19 protein-coding genes and 1 pseudogene are annotated in these 17,004 nt (G+C 56.6%); 3 read left to right on the top strand and 17 right to left on the bottom strand.

The window, feature by feature from the left end:
• Positions 1–125 precede the first annotated feature (125 nt).
• Positions 126–1,274 carry an acetylornithine deacetylase gene (gene argE, locus ACR0LF_RS05630; RefSeq protein WP_480580110.1) on the top strand — a complete coding sequence of 383 codons (1,149 nt, stop codon included), beginning with the start codon at positions 126–128 and terminating at the stop codon, positions 1,272–1,274.
• 103 nt (positions 1,275–1,377) lie between these two features.
• Here the strand turns inward: argE and ACR0LF_RS05625 are convergent, their stop codons facing one another.
• From ACR0LF_RS05625 to ACR0LF_RS05545, 17 genes and pseudogenes are all read right to left on the bottom strand, one after another.
• A complete protein-coding gene (locus ACR0LF_RS05625) occupies positions 1,378–1,740 on the bottom strand; it encodes a cupin domain-containing protein (protein ID WP_480580106.1) in 363 nt (120 codons plus the stop codon).
• Between the two features lie 102 nt (positions 1,741–1,842).
• Entirely contained in the window at positions 1,843–2,880 is a 1,038-nt protein-coding gene (locus ACR0LF_RS05620; protein ID WP_480580103.1) for an extracellular solute-binding protein, read from the bottom strand.
• Positions 2,881–2,899: 19 nt separating this feature from the next.
• Positions 2,900–3,709 (bottom strand): ABC transporter permease, encoded by an 810-nt coding sequence (locus tag ACR0LF_RS05615; protein ID WP_480580100.1) that lies wholly within the window; start codon positions 3,707–3,709, stop codon positions 2,900–2,902.
• 3 nt (positions 3,710–3,712) lie between these two features.
• Positions 3,713–4,642: an ABC transporter permease gene (locus ACR0LF_RS05610; protein ID WP_480580097.1), complete on the bottom strand. Its 930-nt coding sequence runs from the start codon at positions 4,640–4,642 to the stop codon at positions 3,713–3,715.
• The gene (locus tag ACR0LF_RS05605) at positions 4,642–5,751 is read right to left on the bottom strand and encodes an ABC transporter ATP-binding protein (RefSeq protein ID WP_480580094.1); all 1,110 of its coding nucleotides are present in this window, start codon (positions 5,749–5,751) and stop codon (positions 4,642–4,644) included. Before ACR0LF_RS05605 ends, ACR0LF_RS05610 begins: the two co-directional genes overlap by 1 nt.
• Before the next feature lie 304 nt (positions 5,752–6,055).
• Entirely contained in the window at positions 6,056–7,399 is a 1,344-nt protein-coding gene (locus ACR0LF_RS05600) for a TRAP transporter large permease (protein WP_480856115.1), read from the bottom strand.
• Positions 7,400–7,414: 15 nt separating this feature from the next.
• Positions 7,415–8,746 carry a TRAP transporter small permease subunit gene (locus ACR0LF_RS05595; protein WP_480580088.1) on the bottom strand — a complete coding sequence of 444 codons (1,332 nt, stop codon included), beginning with the start codon at positions 8,744–8,746 and terminating at the stop codon, positions 7,415–7,417.
• Positions 8,747–8,821: 75 nt separating this feature from the next.
• Positions 8,822–9,922: a TRAP transporter substrate-binding protein DctP gene (gene dctP, locus ACR0LF_RS05590; protein ID WP_480580085.1), complete on the bottom strand. Its 1,101-nt coding sequence runs from the start codon at positions 9,920–9,922 to the stop codon at positions 8,822–8,824.
• Between the two features lie 416 nt (positions 9,923–10,338).
• Positions 10,339–10,962: a class I SAM-dependent methyltransferase gene (locus ACR0LF_RS05585; RefSeq protein WP_480580082.1), complete on the bottom strand. Its 624-nt coding sequence runs from the start codon at positions 10,960–10,962 to the stop codon at positions 10,339–10,341.
• A 1-nt stretch (position 10,963) separates the two neighbouring features.
• On the bottom strand, positions 10,964–11,728 hold the full coding sequence (pssA, locus tag ACR0LF_RS05580; RefSeq protein ID WP_480580079.1) for a CDP-diacylglycerol--serine O-phosphatidyltransferase: 765 nt from the start codon (positions 11,726–11,728) through the stop codon (positions 10,964–10,966).
• A complete protein-coding gene (locus ACR0LF_RS05575; protein WP_480580076.1) occupies positions 11,721–12,419 on the bottom strand; it encodes a phosphatidylserine decarboxylase in 699 nt (232 codons plus the stop codon). The genes pssA and ACR0LF_RS05575 overlap by 8 nt, the downstream gene beginning before the upstream one ends.
• A 528-nt stretch (positions 12,420–12,947) precedes the next feature.
• Positions 12,948–13,730, bottom strand: a pseudogene (locus tag ACR0LF_RS05570) (ABC transporter substrate-binding protein).
• 56 nt (positions 13,731–13,786) lie between these two features.
• The gene (locus ACR0LF_RS05565; protein ID WP_480627520.1) at positions 13,787–14,161 is read right to left on the bottom strand and encodes a M20/M25/M40 family metallo-hydrolase; all 375 of its coding nucleotides are present in this window, start codon (positions 14,159–14,161) and stop codon (positions 13,787–13,789) included.
• Entirely contained in the window at positions 14,137–14,682 is a 546-nt protein-coding gene (locus ACR0LF_RS05560; protein WP_480580070.1) for a peptidase dimerization domain-containing protein, read from the bottom strand. Before ACR0LF_RS05560 ends, ACR0LF_RS05565 begins: the two co-directional genes overlap by 25 nt.
• Before the next feature lie 24 nt (positions 14,683–14,706).
• On the bottom strand, positions 14,707–15,093 hold the full coding sequence (locus tag ACR0LF_RS05555) for a hypothetical protein (RefSeq protein ID WP_480580067.1): 387 nt from the start codon (positions 15,091–15,093) through the stop codon (positions 14,707–14,709).
• On the bottom strand, positions 15,090–15,236 hold the full coding sequence (locus ACR0LF_RS05550) for a hypothetical protein (protein WP_480580376.1): 147 nt from the start codon (positions 15,234–15,236) through the stop codon (positions 15,090–15,092). Before ACR0LF_RS05550 ends, ACR0LF_RS05555 begins: the two co-directional genes overlap by 4 nt.
• 26 nt (positions 15,237–15,262) lie before the next feature.
• Positions 15,263–15,982, bottom strand: a complete 720-nt coding sequence (locus ACR0LF_RS05545) for a dimethylarginine dimethylaminohydrolase family protein (protein WP_480856111.1) — start codon at positions 15,980–15,982, stop codon at positions 15,263–15,265.
• A gap of 217 nt (positions 15,983–16,199) precedes the next feature.
• Between ACR0LF_RS05545 and ACR0LF_RS05540 the strand changes: the two genes are divergently transcribed.
• Both ACR0LF_RS05540 and ACR0LF_RS05535 read left to right on the top strand, forming a co-directional pair.
• On the top strand, positions 16,200–16,727 hold the full coding sequence (locus ACR0LF_RS05540; protein ID WP_480856109.1) for a LysR family transcriptional regulator: 528 nt from the start codon (positions 16,200–16,202) through the stop codon (positions 16,725–16,727).
• On the top strand, positions 16,640–17,002 hold the full coding sequence (locus ACR0LF_RS05535) for a LysR substrate-binding domain-containing protein (RefSeq protein WP_480580061.1): 363 nt from the start codon (positions 16,640–16,642) through the stop codon (positions 17,000–17,002). Before ACR0LF_RS05540 ends, ACR0LF_RS05535 begins: the two co-directional genes overlap by 88 nt.
• Positions 17,003–17,004 lie beyond the last annotated feature (2 nt).

The following is a 17,004-nucleotide window of genomic DNA, read 5'->3' as shown; positions in this document are numbered from 1 at the left end:
ATCTCCTAACCTCTGCTTCGCCATTACCAGATTTAAGTATTCTGCCCGTCGTATAGGCTTGGGCAAAAGCCCTCGTGAAACCGACGCCACTGCGTCGGGCAACCCGAAGTACAGGTCCAGTTCGCATGACGTCTACGCTTGATATTCTCGATAAACTGGTTGGGTTCGATACGGTCAGCAAGAACTCGAACCTCGAACTGGCCGCTTACGTCGAAAAGTTTCTGGAGGCCCGCGGTTTTAGCGTGCATCGCATCACCGATCCGGGCGGCGAGAAAACCGGGCTATACGCGGAAATAGGTCCCGAGGGTGATGGCGTCTTGCTGTCGGCCCATACCGATGTGGTCCCGGTTGAAGGTCAAAGCTGGACCAAGGATCCGTTTCGCCTGACCTGCGAGGGCAATCGCGTCTTTGGGCGCGGTACCACGGATATGAAGGGATACGTAGCCTCGGTCATGGCGCTGGCGGATCGAACGGCGGGGGCTGATCTGCGCGAACCGCTGAAAATCGCGCTGTCTTATGACGAAGAGGTGGGCTGCGTCGGAATTCAGCATATGCTGGACCGGCTTGCCCCGATGCTGGGCCAGCCCCGCGCCTGTTTCGTGGGTGAACCCACCGAAATGCAAGTGGCTGTGGGTCACAAGGGCAAGGCCGCGCTGCGAGCCGTCTGCTACGGTCAAAGCGGACATTCGGCACTGGCCCCGAAATTCGTCAACGCGTTGCATCTGGCAACCGATTTCGTGGCTGAATTGCGTGCCCTGCAGGAAACCTACGCCAAAAACGGTAAATGCGATCCGGCCTATTCGGTGCCCTATACGACATTTCATGTTGGCGTGATGTCCGGCGGCAGGGCGCTGAACATCGTGCCGGACCGCGCCGAGTTGACCTTTGAATACCGTCACCTTGCCTCGGATCTGGGGAAAGACATCCTGTGCCAGATACAGGGCGCGGCGGGCAGGGTAGGCGCTAGGTATCAGACCCTTTGCCCTGAGGCGCGTATCGAGGTCGAACAGTACAATGCCTATCCCGGACTGGATGTCGCCGAAACCGATGCGGTGATCGGATACGCGCAGAAATTGGCGCAGAGCAACGTGACCACCAAAGTTGCCTTTGGCACCGAGGCCGGATTTTTCAGCGAACTGGGCATACCCACCGTGGTCTGCGGCCCCGGTTCGATGGAAAAACAGGGACATAAACCAGACGAGTATCTGGAGCTCGACCAGCTGGAATTATGCGATGCGATGATGGACCGCATCCTTGAAGACCTCAGCCACTGAGGCTGACCAGAGGCCTTTTCAGGATTTTACGTTGGCAGACGGGCTCGTTCAGGTTGGATCAGAAAAACCTCCCCGGCGCGAACAGACCCGCACAGGGGCGTTGTCAGGCAGAGATCATATAGAATTTCCGCAGGGTCCGCGTGATCTCCCATGTGCAAGGGGTGCCTTTGGGGATGAAGAACGTGTCACCTTCGGAAAACTCCTGCACGGTGCCGTCCGGACTGCTCAACGTGACCGAGCCTGAAATGACTGTCATCATCTCATCCACAGGGTAGGCATCCATTTTTTCCAGGCTGGGGGCACATTCCCAGACACCGGCCAATGTCTTGCCATCGGCGCTTTCGTAAAACCCGCTGATGCGTTCGGTCCGGTCAGCGGTGGTAAAATCATCACCTGCAACAGCGGAGGACGGAACAAAGCCGTGTTCGGGGTGTCCGTTGGCGAGCAGGCGAATGGGTTTGGTCATGGTCTGATCTCCTTTCGGCAAAAGCGACTGTCGTTTGAAAGAAAAAGCCCCCCGATTTAGCCGGGGCTGAAACGGGGGGCTGATCTCAAAGGTTTTGAGGCCTTACTTTTTCAGGTTGGTCCAGATCTGATCGTAAACCGCCTGAACTTCTTCCGAGCAAACCTCGATAAAGACGCCGGGACCGGCATTGTCATGCGGATTCTTTTCAGGCTGTGCCGCCAGTGCCGGATCCAGGAACTCGCCCACGCCGTTCACACCTGCGTTGTACTGTGCGAAATTGGTCACGGCTGCGATGTTCTCGGGCTCTAGCAGGAAGTCCATGAAGATCAGCGCGTTGTCACGGTTGGGAGCGTCTTTCAGAAGAACGACATTGTCCATCCACGCAATGTAGCCCTGCGTCGGATAGGCGTACTCCACATTGGCCCCTTCCTCGCGCGCCTTGGCGGCAAAACCGTCATAGATTTGGCCAACGGCTGCGTCCCCCGAGACCAGAACCTCTTTCGCGGTGTCCGAGTTGAACGAGGCCCAGTGCTGCTTGGCCTCTTGCAGCATGGCGTTAAGCGCCTTCAGCTGTTCACGGTCGGTCGAACACTGCGGGATGCCCATATGCAGTGCAGCCATGGCCATCACTTCGCCCTGGCTGTCCAGCATGTTGATGCGGCCCTGCAGTTCGGCTGGCGGGTTGAACAGGATGTCGGTGGTTTGAATGTCGCCTTCATAGGCATCGCGGCTGACCGCAAAGCTGGTGGAACCCCACTGATAGGGAATGGAAGACTGTCGGCCCGGGTCAAAGCTGGGGTCGGCCCATTCTTCCGCGATGTTGCCTTTGTTTTTCAGTTCACCGTCGGCGATTGTGTCCAGCATTCCTTCGCCGGCCATGATCGACACCATGTAGTCGCCGGGCACCGATACGTCATAGGTACCGATCCCGCCGGCCTTGAGCGAGGCCAGCATCGCCTCATTCGAGTCGTAGGTGTCCATGGTCACGGTGATGCCGGTTTCTTCGGTAAACTTGTCCAGCAATTCCTGTGGGATGTATTCAAACCAGTGATACAGAACCAGCTCACCCTCGGCTGCGGCGGCGTTCGCGCCAATGGCCAGAGCAAGGGCGGCGACGCCGCTTTTCATCATATGTTTCATATCTCTCTCCATCTGTTGGTTATTTGGTGTTGTCAGACTTGCTGACGAAATAGCTGATCGTGACCATGACGATGGACACACTCAGCAACATGGTCGAAATCGCCATGATGTTTGGTTTGATCCCCTGCTTGACCGATCCAAAGATCGCGGTGGGCAAGGTTTCAACACCTGCGCCTTTCACGAAGTTGGTGATGATGAAGTCGTCCAGGCTGACGATGAAGGCCAGAAGGAAGCCCGAGATGATGCCGGGCATCATCAGCGGCAGCAGGATCTTGGTGAACGCCTGCCGTTTGGTGGCATAAAGGTCCAGAGCGGCCTGCTCATAGCTGTCCTCGATCCCTTGCATCCGGGCTGAGATCGGCAGGTAGGCAAAGGGAATGCAGAAGGCGATATGGGCCAGCAGGATGGTCAAAAGCCCGCGCTCGAACCCGATCGAGTTGAAAAAGATCAGGGTCGCGACGGCCAGAACGATCTCCGGTACCATCAGCGGCAGGCTGATCAAACCGAAGGACAACGTGCGAAAGCGGAACTTGCCGCCTCGAACCATGCCTGTTGCGGCCAGCGTGGCGATGGCCGTCGCCGTGGTCGCGGCGATGATCGCGATGATAAAGCTGTTCTTGGCTGCTGTTTTGAATTTACCGCTTTCAGGGCCAGTGAAGACGTCCGCATACCAGCGCAAAGAGATACCTTCCCAGTTGGTCAGCGATTGCGAGGCATTGAAGCTGTAGATCGTGACCACGATGAGCGGGGCGTAGAGAATGACCAAGCATAGAAGGGTGATCCCCTTGAAGCCCGTGTATGTCTTGATGTCGAATTGCTTGCTTGCCATCGGTCAGCCCCCCGCCTTGTCGGCTTTGGCCTGCTGTCGGGCAGAGAACATCAGGATGATCAAAACCATTGTCAGCAAGATCATCGAGGCGGCTGCGCCAAACGGCCAGTTGCCTGCATTGCCCTTGAACTGCTCTTCAATCAGTGAGCCGATCATGAAGTTCTTGGCTCCGCCCAAAAGGTCGGGCGCAAGGAACGACCCCATCGAAGGAACAAAGACCAGAATACAGCCTGCAAATACGCCCGGTTTGACCGCAGGAAGCAGCACGCGGCGCAGCGTGGTCCATTTTGACGCGTAAAGGTCTGCCGCCGCTTCGGACAGGGCGAAATTGTAACGCTCAACCGCTGCATAGATCGGCAGCACCATGAAGGGCAGGTAGGAATAGAACAGGCCCAGTTGCACTGCGAAATTGGTGTTGACGATATGCAGCGGGCTGTCGATCAGGCCGATATTCATCAGAAAATCGTTCAGCGGCCCCTGGTCGCGCAGAAGGAATTTCATCGACACGGTTCGGATCAACAGGTTCACCCAATAGGGGATGGTGATCAGGAAAACCCAAACCGGGCGCATGCTTTCGGACCGGGTCGCGATGAAATAGGCTGTTGGAAACCCGATCACAAGGCTCAGCAGCGTCGCGGCCCCGGCCTGCCAGATTGAGCGCCAGAAGATTGTGATATAGGTCCATTCAATCTTGGGTGGCTCGTCCCCAAACAGGCCACGATCAAAGAAGAACTGATCATAAGCCGCCAGCGAGAACTCCCAGATGACGCCACCGCGAAACTCTTTCGTCAGGAAAGAATAGATCAGCATCATGATGACAGGCGCCAACACCAGAATGGCCAGCGTTACCCATGCGGGCAACAGGAGCCAGGTCCGCGCCTCTTTGTAAGTATCCGTCGTTGCGCTGCCGCCGCTTGCCGCACCCGCCGCCATCAGTCCACCAGGAGGCGCCCGGCCCCCAGCTCCATGTTGACGAACATCTCGGTGCCCGGCTCAAAAATACGTTTGTTTCCGCGGTCGGAGTTGGATGTGCGGACCACAAAATCCGGACCATCCTGCAGGTCTACGATTGTGGTGATATCTGTTCCGACAAAGATATTCTCTTTGATGCGCCCTTTCAGGCTTTCGGTTTCCGTGGGAGTATCGGACATGTAAAGCCGCTCTGGCCGGATCGACAGGTGAACCTTAGCGCCGACGTCGACCCCTTCAACCGCATTGCAGGTCAGCTCATGCCCACCGCCAAGGTGGCAGGTCGCCCGGCCATTTGCGATCCCGTCAACGGAGACTTCCAACAGGTTTGTCTCGCCGATGAAATCCGCCACGAACATGTTGTGCGGGCGCTCGTAAATGTCTGTAGGTGCACCCAATTGCTGCATCTCACCGGCCGACATGACGGCGATGCGGTCCGACATGGTCAGAGCCTCTTCCTGATCGTGGGTCACGAAGATAAAGGTGATCCCGGTTTCGCGTTGCAGATGCTTCAGCTCAAGCTGCATCGCTTTGCGGAGCTTCAGATCCAACGCGGACAGTGGTTCGTCCAACAACAGAACCTTGGGCTGAGGCGCCAGCGCGCGGGCCAGCGCCACACGCTGTTGCTGACCGCCTGACAACTGGCTGGGCTTGCGGGCGGAGAACTGCGAAAGCTGCACCAGTTCCAGCATCTCACCGGCTTTCTTGCGCGCGTCGGATTTCGATGTCCCGCGCATTTCCAGCCCGAAGGCCACATTGTCCAGAATGGTCATGTGCGGAAACAAAGCGTAGTTCTGGAAAACCGTGTTCACCGGGCGCTTGTTGGGCGGCAGGTTCTCGATCTCATCGCCATAAAGGTAGATCGCGCCTTCGGTTACGGCTTCGAACCCGGCAATCATTCTGAGCAGTGTGGTCTTGCCGCAGCCCGAGGGGCCCAAAAGAGTAAAGAACTCATTGTCCATGATCGACAGCGAGATCTTCTTGAGCGCGGTGAAGTCGCCGTAGCGTTTCACCGCATCCCGCACGTCAATCGCGATATTTTCCTTGTCAGACAATTGCGCCTCCCTGAGCATCGCGAAATTCAACTCAGGTATATACGGGCTGGCCGGTCTTCCTAAGAACTGACTTCCTCACTAAATATTAGGTTTAGCCTAATCATTTTATTTTTTGTTAGAAATCAGCGCCGTATGGTGAAGGCGCTGCCTTTTTGGCAAAAAGCTAACACCGGCGTACAGGTGGAAAGAACGGCCTATTTTCCGACAGCGATCTTCATGTGTGAGACGTATCCAGTTCAGAACACCCAAACAAGCTGATCAGGCGTATGAAACAATTTTAAACCCATCCCTTCAATGTGGCGTGGTCAACAGAAACACACCGTTACCCGTAGACCAGATTGGGCAGCCAGGTGATGACCTGAGGGAACAGCATGCAGATTGCCAGCCCCACAATCTGCAGGAACAGAAAGGGCAGGGCAGCCTTGAAGATATCCGTCATCGGGATCGACGGCGGTGCAACCCCTCGCAGGTAGAACAGCGCATAGCCGAACGGTGGCGACAGAAAGCTCATCTGCATGTTCACGAGGTAAAGTACCCCGAACCACAGCACCAGATCGTCTGGGTCGTCAAATCCGAAAGCCGCAGCCCCCAGCGCCTTGATGATTGGCACGAAGATCGGCACGCACAGTAGCAGGATGCCAACCCAGTCGAGGAACATCCCAAGCACCACCAGCAAAATCTGCATCACGATCAGGATGCCCCAAGGGCCGAGACCGGCGTTCTGCATCGTCTCCTGCACGAATTGCTGACCGCCTTCCAACACGTAGAGACCCACGAAGATGGTCGCGCCGAACATGATCCAGATCACCATGGCCGAGGCCTTGAGTGTGGTCAGGCAGGCCTCGCGCACAGTGGGCCAGTCCAGCTTGTTGTGGATCGCAGCCACGATGAAGGCGCCGAAGGTGCCGATACCGGCAGCCTCGACCGGGGTTGCCACACCCGAGAAGATCACGCCCAGAACGATGATGATCAGCGCGATCGGGGCCGACATCTTGCCCAGCAGGCGCAGCTTTTCGCGGTTTGAAATCCGCTCGTTGACCGGGATCGGCGGCCCCAGAACGGGGTTGATATAGGACCGGACCACCACATAGAGGATATACATCCCCGACAGCATCAGACCGGGAATGACCGCTCCGATGAACAGTTCGCCCACCGATTGCTCGGCGACGACGGCATAGATGATGGCCAGGATCGACGGCGGGATCAGGATGCCCAGTGTGCCCCCGGCCATAATCGAGCCCATGGCGATCTTGGGGTCATAGCCGCGCTTGAGCATGGCGGGCAGGGCGATGATCCCCATCGTCACCACCGCCGCACCGATCACGCCGACCATGGCCGCCAGAACGGTCGAAGCCAGAATGGTCGCTGCCGCAAGCCCGCCCTTCAGCCCGCCAAGCACCTTGTAGATCACGTCGAACATGTCGTTGATGATCCCGGCTCGTTCCAGCATCGCAGCCATGAAAATGAACAGCGGAATCGCCGACAATTGATAGTTTGTCATCAGCGGGAAAATCCGGCTGGGCACGATATTCAGCGCCCGTGCATCCCCCAGAAGGAACAGGAAGACACAGGCCAGTCCGCCCGTGACGAAGGCCAGCGGCAAACCGGCCATCAACAAGGCCAGCAGCGACCCGAACATTACGAGCGTCAGCAGCTCGATGGACATTTCCAGACCCATCGGTCAGTACCCCCGTGCAATCGTTCGGATGTCTTTGGACAGTTTCGACACCCCCTGCAAAATCAACAGAACCGCGCCCACGACCATCATCCATTTCATCGGCCAAAGCGGGATTTCCCATTCATTGAAGCTGATCTCGCCCCATCTGATATTCGGATCGGTCCAGTCGCCGAAGGTCAGCGCACCGAACATCTCGAAGAAGCCGAGATTGCCGCGCGCCCAGTCCGAGACGACCGAATTGCCCGCCGGCACCGCGATCGCGTCCATCGCAAAGATGTAGGATGTCACCAGCAGCGTTCCGGCAAAAATGAAGAAGAAGATCGATGTGAACAGATCGGCCCAGGCCCGTTTGGGCTTGGTCAGCGGGGCATAGAAGATGTCCACCCGCACGTGACTTTCCGTCAGCATCGCATAAGAGCCGGCGATCAGATATTGCATGCCAAACATCAGATACATCGACTCATGCGCCCAATTGGTCGGCGCGTTGAAGACATAGCGGACGATCACCTCGTAATAGTAGACAAAGACCGCGATCACCGCCCAATAGCTGACGAATTCCCCGGCATAGAGCGACAGGCGATCGATCCAGTTCTCGGCATATTCGTGATCCGCCTTGCGTGCGCCGGGATCCATCTCGGCGGCGCGTGCCGCGGTTTCCTCGTCGATTTCCATCTCTGGCTCGTCAGGATCAGCCGCAGCTTTCTCTCGTGCGCGGCTGACGAGGCGCGGCAGCAACAAGGCATCCACAGCCAGAAATACAAGTATCGTGTAGAATGCGTAACGTGCGACCGAGCTCCACATTGCTCGGGTCGCTCTGGTCGTTTCGGCGACAGGTTGCGCTTCTGCCAGTTCGGCATTCGCTTCGTCCAGTCGTTCGCGGCCTGTGTTGATGGCCTTTTCCGCCCGATCCAGCGCCCGTTCTGCACGCCTTTTTTGCAGGGCTGTGCCGTCCTGCGCGGCTTCGGCAGCGGCGCGCAAATCGTCGAGCTCGGCTTCGGCAGCCTCGACCCGACCGGCTTCGCGTTCGATCACCCGCTCGGCCTGACGCACCACGTTGATTGCGTTGGAGAATTCGTTGCGTGCCTCACGCTCTTGCCCGTTGGCATAGAGGATCATCAGGAAGACTGGCAGATACACCAGACCCAGAAGGCTGCGCAGGTAGAACCGATGAAGGCCCAGCATCCCGCCGGTTATCAGGATCAGATATCCCAGTGGCAACCCATAGGTGCGGGTTTGGGGTTGCGTACGGCGCGCCAGCACCATGGCCAGGGCAGGGAAGGCGATCAACCCGACCCAATAGAGCCAGTGCGGCAGCGTGAAATCGACGCTTGGCATGTTATGTTCCGAATTCCAAAGGAAAGTCAGGCCCGCGCAGAACCTGCGCGGACCGAGGGGCTCACGGCCCGAAACTTACAGGTCCAGAGTCTGGCCTTCGATCATATCCGGGGTGACATAGCCCAGCGAGCCGGACATCATGTAATCCAGCTGGATTTTGAACACGCGCGCCGCGTCCTTGTCGCGGTTGGCATATTTGAACCAGATCGGCACGGCGATTTCAGTCAACAGCTCGACATCGTCCTGCGACAGGCGTGTGATCTCGGTGCCTTCTGCCTCGAACTTTTTCCAGGCTTCCTGGTCGGCGGCCTGAATCGCGGCGTGGTGCAGGTCAGAATAGACATGGGTCTCCATTTCGACGAATTCCTGCATCTGTGGGCTCAGCTTGTCCCACGCGGCCTTGCCGACGGTGATGTCCATGATATCGACCGGCTGATAGACCGACATGAAGCCCGGAGGGCCCATCACAATGTAATCGGTGACCTGGCTGAAGCCGAGGGCGTGGTTCACTGCGGGACCCACGAAATCGGCCACGTCGATGGTCCCTTTTTCCAGAGCCGGGAAGATTTCCGAGCCGGGCAGAACCGTTGTTTCAGCCCCAAGTTCCGAGAACACCTCGGCCACCATGCCGCCAGGCAGGCGCATCTTGCGGCCCTCGAAATCGTCGATCGAGCGGATCGGCACTTTCGAGTGGATGATGTTCGGCCCGTGATGCACCGGCCCTACGAAATGCAGACCCTGCCGGCCCAGCAGCTCGCGCGCAATTTCGAGGCCGCCCAGACCGTAATAGAACGTGTCATATTCATGCGGCTGACGCAAACCCAGCGGATACGAGCTGAGGAACACAGCCGCCGGGATGATGCCTTGATAGTAGATAGTGAACGGGTTGATGGCGTCCAGCACGCCGTTCTTCACCGCATCGGCCAACTGGAAGTCACCGACAACGTCATTGGCGCCGAAAGCCTGAAAGGCCAGCTCGCCACCGGTTTTTTCCTGAATCGTCGCACACCAGTCTTTGAACGTCTGCAAACCGATCCCGCCCGGCCAGGATGTCTGGATCTTCCAGGTGGTTCCTTCCCCGGCCGCCGTTGCGATATGAGGGGCGGCCAAAGCTGCGGCTCCGGCACCAGCAAGGCTTCTGAACGCGCCGCGACGCGTGATGAGCTTTTTGGTCATTTTTTCCTCCCTATGCGAACCGACACCCCGTCATGAAAAGAAGGCCAGTTCGAATTCAGCATGATCCAAAACTTCTAAATTGGTAAAATAACTTTTCCAATATTGTGAATTTCACGTTCCCGTGACTGCTGGCACTTAGAAGAGTTTTCGAGGGAATTAGAAGAACGCGAGATTCCCTCGGAAGGCGTTGCCAAAGTGGGCGTGCTGATGGGATCACGCCTCAGACTTGAAGGCACCGCTGAAAACACTGCGCCTGTAAGGTTTTCAAATCGTGCGTGAAGCCACCGCTTCTGCGGTGGTCAGGGAGGCATCTTTCATGATGCGCGAACCGCACCGGGCACTATGAAGCCCGGCGTGATAGGGTAAGAACATTCAGCCGGAAACGCCGCTATGGTCGATCCGGGTGGGTCAGGAACTCAATTCGCAGCAGATTTTTTCAGAACCAGAAATGTCATCATCCCAAGCGGGGGGATCGTCTTTTGCTCTTCGATTTGCAGTGACGGTTCCTGCAAGACCGTCTCAAGCTCGAAATCCGAGTGCCAGCCGATGACATTGGCAAAGGGTGCAGAAATACGTTCGAGAAATGCCAACACCCCGTGTTTACGAACAAAGTGGTTGGTGATCACCACGCGCCCACCGGGTTTCAGAACCCGCGCAATCTCGGCCATCACCTTTTCGGGCTCGGGAACAACGGATAACACGTGCATCGCAGCGACTGTATCAAAACTGCTGTCCGGGAAATCAAGCACCCGGGCATCCATCTGGCGAAGATCGACCACATTTTTCAGGTTCAGATGCTGTACTCTGGCTTTTGCCTTTGCCAGCATGTCGGGGCTGAAATCAATTCCGGTGATCTGTAAATCCGGTTTGTAATGTTGCAGCGACAGCCCGGTTCCGACACCGACCTCAAGCACGGAGCCCTCCAGACCGCTCATGAATTCGACGGCCCGGCGTCGGCCGACATTGGTCACGGCCCCAAAGGTTTTATCATAGACCGGAGCCCAGCGGGCATAGGACGTCTGAACGGCTTCGATTTCCAATTTACTTCCCCATGTTGGATTTGGCAGGCGAGCCCGCGACAAGACACCAGATAACCATGGCTACGTAACCAAAACAGATCACCACCAGAGTGACCCACGCAAATGTCATCACGGCGGCTCCGACGATCGCGAACCCAAGCAAAAAGAACTTCACGTTGCCTCGTGATATCCTGACGCTTTTGAAGGACCATGTGGGGATGCGGCTGATCATGGCCAGGCCGACCACGACCATGTGAACGCAAATCAGCGTATCCGGCAGGAGCGGCGTGTTGGCAAAGGCGAAAGACACCGACATCGGCAGCAGGACCAGCAAAGCGCCGGCGGGTGACGGGATGCCGACAAAGCCGTCGTCCGGCGCGGTCTGCTCGTTTTCGTCTTCGGCTTTGTTTGCGACGTTGAAACGGGCCAGCCGCAGGACGCAGCAAATCGCGTAGATCAGGACAGAGATCCATGCGGCGCTGCGCATGTCCTGCAAGGCCCAGAAATAGAGGACCAATGCCGGGGCGACGCCAAAATTGACGAAATCCGCCAATGAATCCAGTTCGGCCCCCATTTTGCTGTCACTGCTCAGCAGACGCGCGATCTTTCCGTCCAGACCGTCGAGAACGCAGGCTGCCACGATCAATTGAACCGCCAGCACATAGTTGCCCTGCACACCAAAGCGGATCGCCGACAACCCGGCGCAGATCGCCGCAATGGTCAGCATGTTCGGGATCAGCTGGATCAGGGCAAGATCGGTGATCGTCTTGTCGGACTTTTCAGTCATGCGTTGTCAGAGACCTCGCTATGGGATCGCTGTCGTCCAATGCGGCAAGAACAGTTTCGCCCGCCACCATCGTCTGACCGATGCTGACCAGCGGCTCGACCCCGGGGGGCAGATACACATCAAGCCGTGAACCGAACCGGATCAGGCCAAACCTTTCACCGGTTTGCATCTGCGCGCCGGGCTTGGTGAAACAAACGATGCGTCGCGCAACCAATCCCGCAATCTGCACAACGGCCAGCTCCTGCCCGTCGGCCAGACGCAGACAGAGGCTGTTGCGCTCATTGTCGGCGCTTGCCTTATCCAGAGAGGCATTGAAAAATTTTCCCGGACGATAAGCAACAGAAGTGATTTCGCCGGCGATTGGGGTTCGGTTTACATGGCAATTAAATACGCTCATGAACACGCTGACACGGGTCAGCGGGGTATCTGCCATGCCCAACTCGGACGGCGGAACTGCCGGTTCGATCAAAGATACGACGCCATCCGCCGGGCTGACGATAAGCCCCGGTCGGTTTGGGCTCACCCGTTCGGGATCGCGAAAGAAGTAGTAACACCAGATCGTCAGGCCGACGCCGATCCAACCCAGAATGGATGACAGCAGGAAAAGGCCAACCGTCACTGCGGCAAAGATAGAAACGAACTTAATGCCCTCAGGATGCATGGGCTTTATGAATGTTCCAAGCATGTTCATTTCTTGTTTCCCCTACGGCAACCTGCGCATGTGTCATAAGCACCTCCGGGCTGAGTGCAAGTCGGTTTCACGGAAGGTTAAAAAAAGAAGAAGATTTCGCCACCAGCCTCCTCAACCCCTGCGATCTTAATCAAGTCGTTGTCGATACCAGGCATTCGCATTGTGGGTCTCGGCTAAAACGGCCCTTCTGCGGCACTCGGTGTCAGGACGTTCGATCCACCGTTACCTCACTGTAGAGACCGACGGCTTCAATTTTTGGGCGGTGTGGGAGCACATCAAGACTAATTCTAATGATTGTGCGAATTTGCCGATGAAAGCCCGTTTTTAACTTTGACACTAATCCGTTAGAGTCAGAGCCGCCAAATTTCATCACACGAGTTTGGCGGCTTTCATCTTACAGCTACGTTGCGCAGATTGTATTTTGTCGAACCAGGACAAGACCAGATCCGAGTTCGCCTCAACCCACTCGCGCGTATAGGCGTCAGAGTCGGCACCATCGACAGATAGCGCATAAACTATGGCGTTGACCTACTCTGTTGTGAGCTTGACCTTGGACAGCATCGCAGCGGCCAACGGCTGCGATTCTTCCAATTCAGTCGCATAGAAAACGTGCAGATTGGCCGCGTCCCACGCCGTAAGAGCCGAAGATTTTTCAAGCCAGTTCGGGTCATCCGTAGGCTGGAAAATCTCCCACTGAGCACCGTCATAAGCTGGCTCGGTCAGCGGAACCAGATCGTAGAGCGAGAACACATGGTGCGGCGTGTAGCAGTAGAAAACCACATTCCGCCCCTGGGCGATTGCGTTATCGACCTCGGCTAGTGCCAGCGTCTCGTCCATTTCCAACAGGGAAATCGACTCGGAGTAACCGTAGGATTTGGCCCGGATCTTTTCCACATTGGTTGCGGCCCAGCCGATCCCGCCAATCCACATCTCTCCCAGACCGTCGCCATCAGTGTCGAAATTCGCCGCCATTACCGGGTCCGTCAGATCGCTGAGCGCGGAAATCCCGGTTCGATCCTGCGCATCCTTGGTCACACAGATTCTTTGGTCAGACAAAACGGCATTGGGATTGAACTTCACACTGCCTTTTTCGGTCACGAAAGTGTCGTGCAGGTTTTGTTGGTTCGGCAACCAAACCTCAGGATGAACATGCATGGAACCTGAATCCATCGCCTAGAAGATTATGGGGTTAGAGCCGTTTTGCAGTTCGACTGTAAGGCCGAGGTTATCCTCAAGGGCGACTTTGAGGATATGAGCGGTTCCGCGGACAGATGCCCAGTTGGGGACCCCGATCACAACATCCTGCGCCATGGCCGTACTTCCAACCGACGCCGCAACGGTCGCCGAAGCCAGTAGTTTCCAGATTTTCATTCCGTGAACTCCTTTTCGTACAAGGGATTTTTGTGAACCGGGTCAGCACATTGGTCATCAAGAGATGCAACACTGGCTGCGCGTCGGGATAAGTCTAAAACTGCGTGCAACAATACGTTGGCCCCTGCAGTCAAATGATCGGGTTCAGCCCATTCAGCTTCGTTATGGCTGAGAACATCGCGACGCGGCACGAAAACCATCGCGGTCGGAACTTTGCGCGCGAGCTGGCAGGCATCGTGTCCTGCCCCCGAAACCATTTTTCGGTAAGGATAACCCAATTGGCGCGTTGCTTTGTCGATGGCCTCGACACAACCTGCGTCGAACTGGACAGGAGGGTTGTGCCAGATCATGTCCAGTTCGATCTGAGCCACCTTTTCCTTTGACACCACCTTTGAATGGCGGCGTCCATTTCGCTCAGAACACGGTCGTCAGGATGGCGAAAGTTGATTGAAAACTGAACCTCAGCAGAGATCGTGTTGCGGGCGTTGGGTGAGATATGCATCTCGCCCACGGTACCAACCCCGTTCGGACCATGCGCAAGCGCGATGTCCTGAACCGCAGTGATTATGCGCGCCGCTGCAACAACGGCATCGTTTCGACCGGACATCGGGGTAGATCCCGAATGCGCGTCGCGCCCTTTGACGGTCACATCATGCCAGCGTTGGCCCTGACCACCGGTTACAACACCTATGATCTCGTCAAATCGTTCCAGAACCGGACCCTGTTCGATGTGAATTTCCAGAAACGCGCCAATCTGTTGCGCCCCACAGGGCGCGTCGCCTTCATAGCCAATCCGCGCCAGTTCATTGTCCAGCCTAAGCCCGTCAGTGTCCGTGCGGCTCAGGGCAAACTCCAGGTCGAAAAGCCCGGCATAGACCCCTGAACACAACATCGCATGCGCGAACCGCGCGCCTTCCTAGTTGGTCCAGTTGACGATTTCTATCGGGGCCTCGGTTTCTATGTTGAAGTCGTTGAAGGTGCGGACGGTCTCCAGTCCTGCCAATACCCCAAAGACACCATCGAAGCGCCCGCCATGGGGTTGTGTGTCGAGATGGCTTCCGATCGCTATGGGCGGCAAGTCGGGATCGCGGCCAGGTCTGCGCGCAAACATATTGCCCAACCGATCGATATGAACGTCGCATCCGGCCTCGCGGCACATCTGACCAAAGGCGTCGCGCGCGAGCTGATCTTCGTCGGACAGAGCCAACCGCCTGCACCCGCCGCCCGGCAGCGCCCCGATCTGCGCCATGTCCATCAGGCTCTGCCACAGTCGGTTACCGTTGACGCGCAAATCCCGGGTCATGCGGCCTTACAATGGAGGGCCTGGCACAGGCAATGAACGCCGCCACCGCCCAATGTGAACATTGACATATCGGGGTCATAAACCTCGAACCCAAGAGCCCGCATTTTGGTGTTCAGGTCAGTAGCTCCGGCCATTGACAGCACCTTGCCGTCTCCCAGAGCCACCAGATTCACCCCGAGGTTTTTAGCTTCGCGGTATTCGACGTCGACAATTTCGATGCCCCAGCCTTGACGACATCCACCAGCCACGGTTCCATCGCGTCGATGCAGGCCATAGCGAGTTTCTCGCCCAAGGGCACAATCAGGCCATCCATATGTACAAACTCGCGGCTGATCGGGGCGACGACGGCTTCCCGGCCTTCGGCGCGCACGAACTCGGCCACTTGTTCCGAGCCCTCTTGCTCGGATCTTTCGCCACAATAGCCGATCAGAACGCGCCCTGGTTCGATGATGTTGAAATCACCGCCTTCAAAGTGCCCCGCTGTGGCGAATTTCCAGATCGGGATATCATTTTCCTGATAGAATTTGATTGCAGTGGCATAGTCCGCGCGCCGACATTTCAACTGCATATGACAGGTCAAAGCGCCCCAGGGCGTCATGGCAGAACTGTCGCGTGCGAAAAAGTTGCGATGCAAGACCGGGTCACTGTCCAGATAGTGACAGTTCACCCCGTTTTCTTCATAAATCGACACCATTTCAGCATGTTGTGACATCGCTTTTTGCAGATCGAAGACCAGACCGGTCTTGTGCGCATTGGCCAGCGTTCGTCCAATCAGAGGTCCGGCTTCGACCCATTTGAAGTATTCAGGACGGCCCAGCAAAACATCCGTCAGTTTTGCGTAATCATTGTTGATACCCCATTTTGCCACGCTTCCGCCGTGCAAAGCCATGTTGCCAATTCCAATATAAACACCCAATTTCGGGTCGAGCGTGGCATGGCTTCAACGTTTATAAATTACAAAGTATGAGATTTCATTTGCATAAAAATACAAGTATTGATCGCCTATGCTGCCGCCATCTTTTTCCAAAGCTGACATTCACCTGCTTCATGTTTTTGCGGTTGTCGTAGATGCTCGCGGTTTCTCGGCGGCGTAGGTGATATTGAACGTGTCCGCGTCGACAGTTTCGCGACAGATATCTGACCTTGAAACACGCTTGGGCATGCGTTTGTGCGAACGCGGGCGCAAAGGGTTTCGCCTGACGGACAAGGGGGAAATCGTCTACGCCGCCGCCCGCAAGTTGTTTGCGGCCTTGGGCGAGTTTGGGGAAACAGTAGAGGGGACGCAGGGAAAGTTGGTTGGCCGCTTGTCGATTGCTGCCATCGACAACTGGGTTTTCAATGACAACGCGCCGATTACATCCGCCCTGGCCGACTTTTCCCGGATAGCGCCGGATGTTGTGATCGATTTGCATTCCAATGCTCCTGGCGACATAGAAATTGGTGTGCAGGACGGGCAATTCGCTTTGGGTATTGGCGTGTTTCACAACCACAAACCCGGGTTGATTTATGAGCCGCTGAATACTGAGCAGATCGGTCTTTTTGCGGCTTGGGTCACCCCTTGTTTGATGCCCAAACAGACTCTGAGCTTGAACAGCTCCTGCCTCAGGCAAACTTTTGCAACCGTGCCAACCTAGACGAAGGAAGAGTTGCGCCGGTTTCGCGCGGTCTGCGTTCGACCGCTGTGGCTCACCAGATCGAAGGCGTTGCGATGTTGGTGCTGACAGGTAACTTTATCGGCTACCTGCCCGAAGGAATCGCCGATATCTGGGTTCGTCAGGGCAGGATGCAGGCTATTGGGAACGGCCGGTTCGATCAGCAGTCCCAGATCAAAGTGGTACGTAGGAGAGGTGAGGAACCAAAGCTGGTCAACAGGACATTCCTTGATCTCCTAGTGAAGGCCCGCAGATAGAA

The organism is Ruegeria sp. E8 (genome assembly GCF_056533985.1).
The sequence above is the reverse complement of the archived record's forward strand: the minus strand, read 5'-3'. Positions and strand labels throughout refer to the sequence as shown.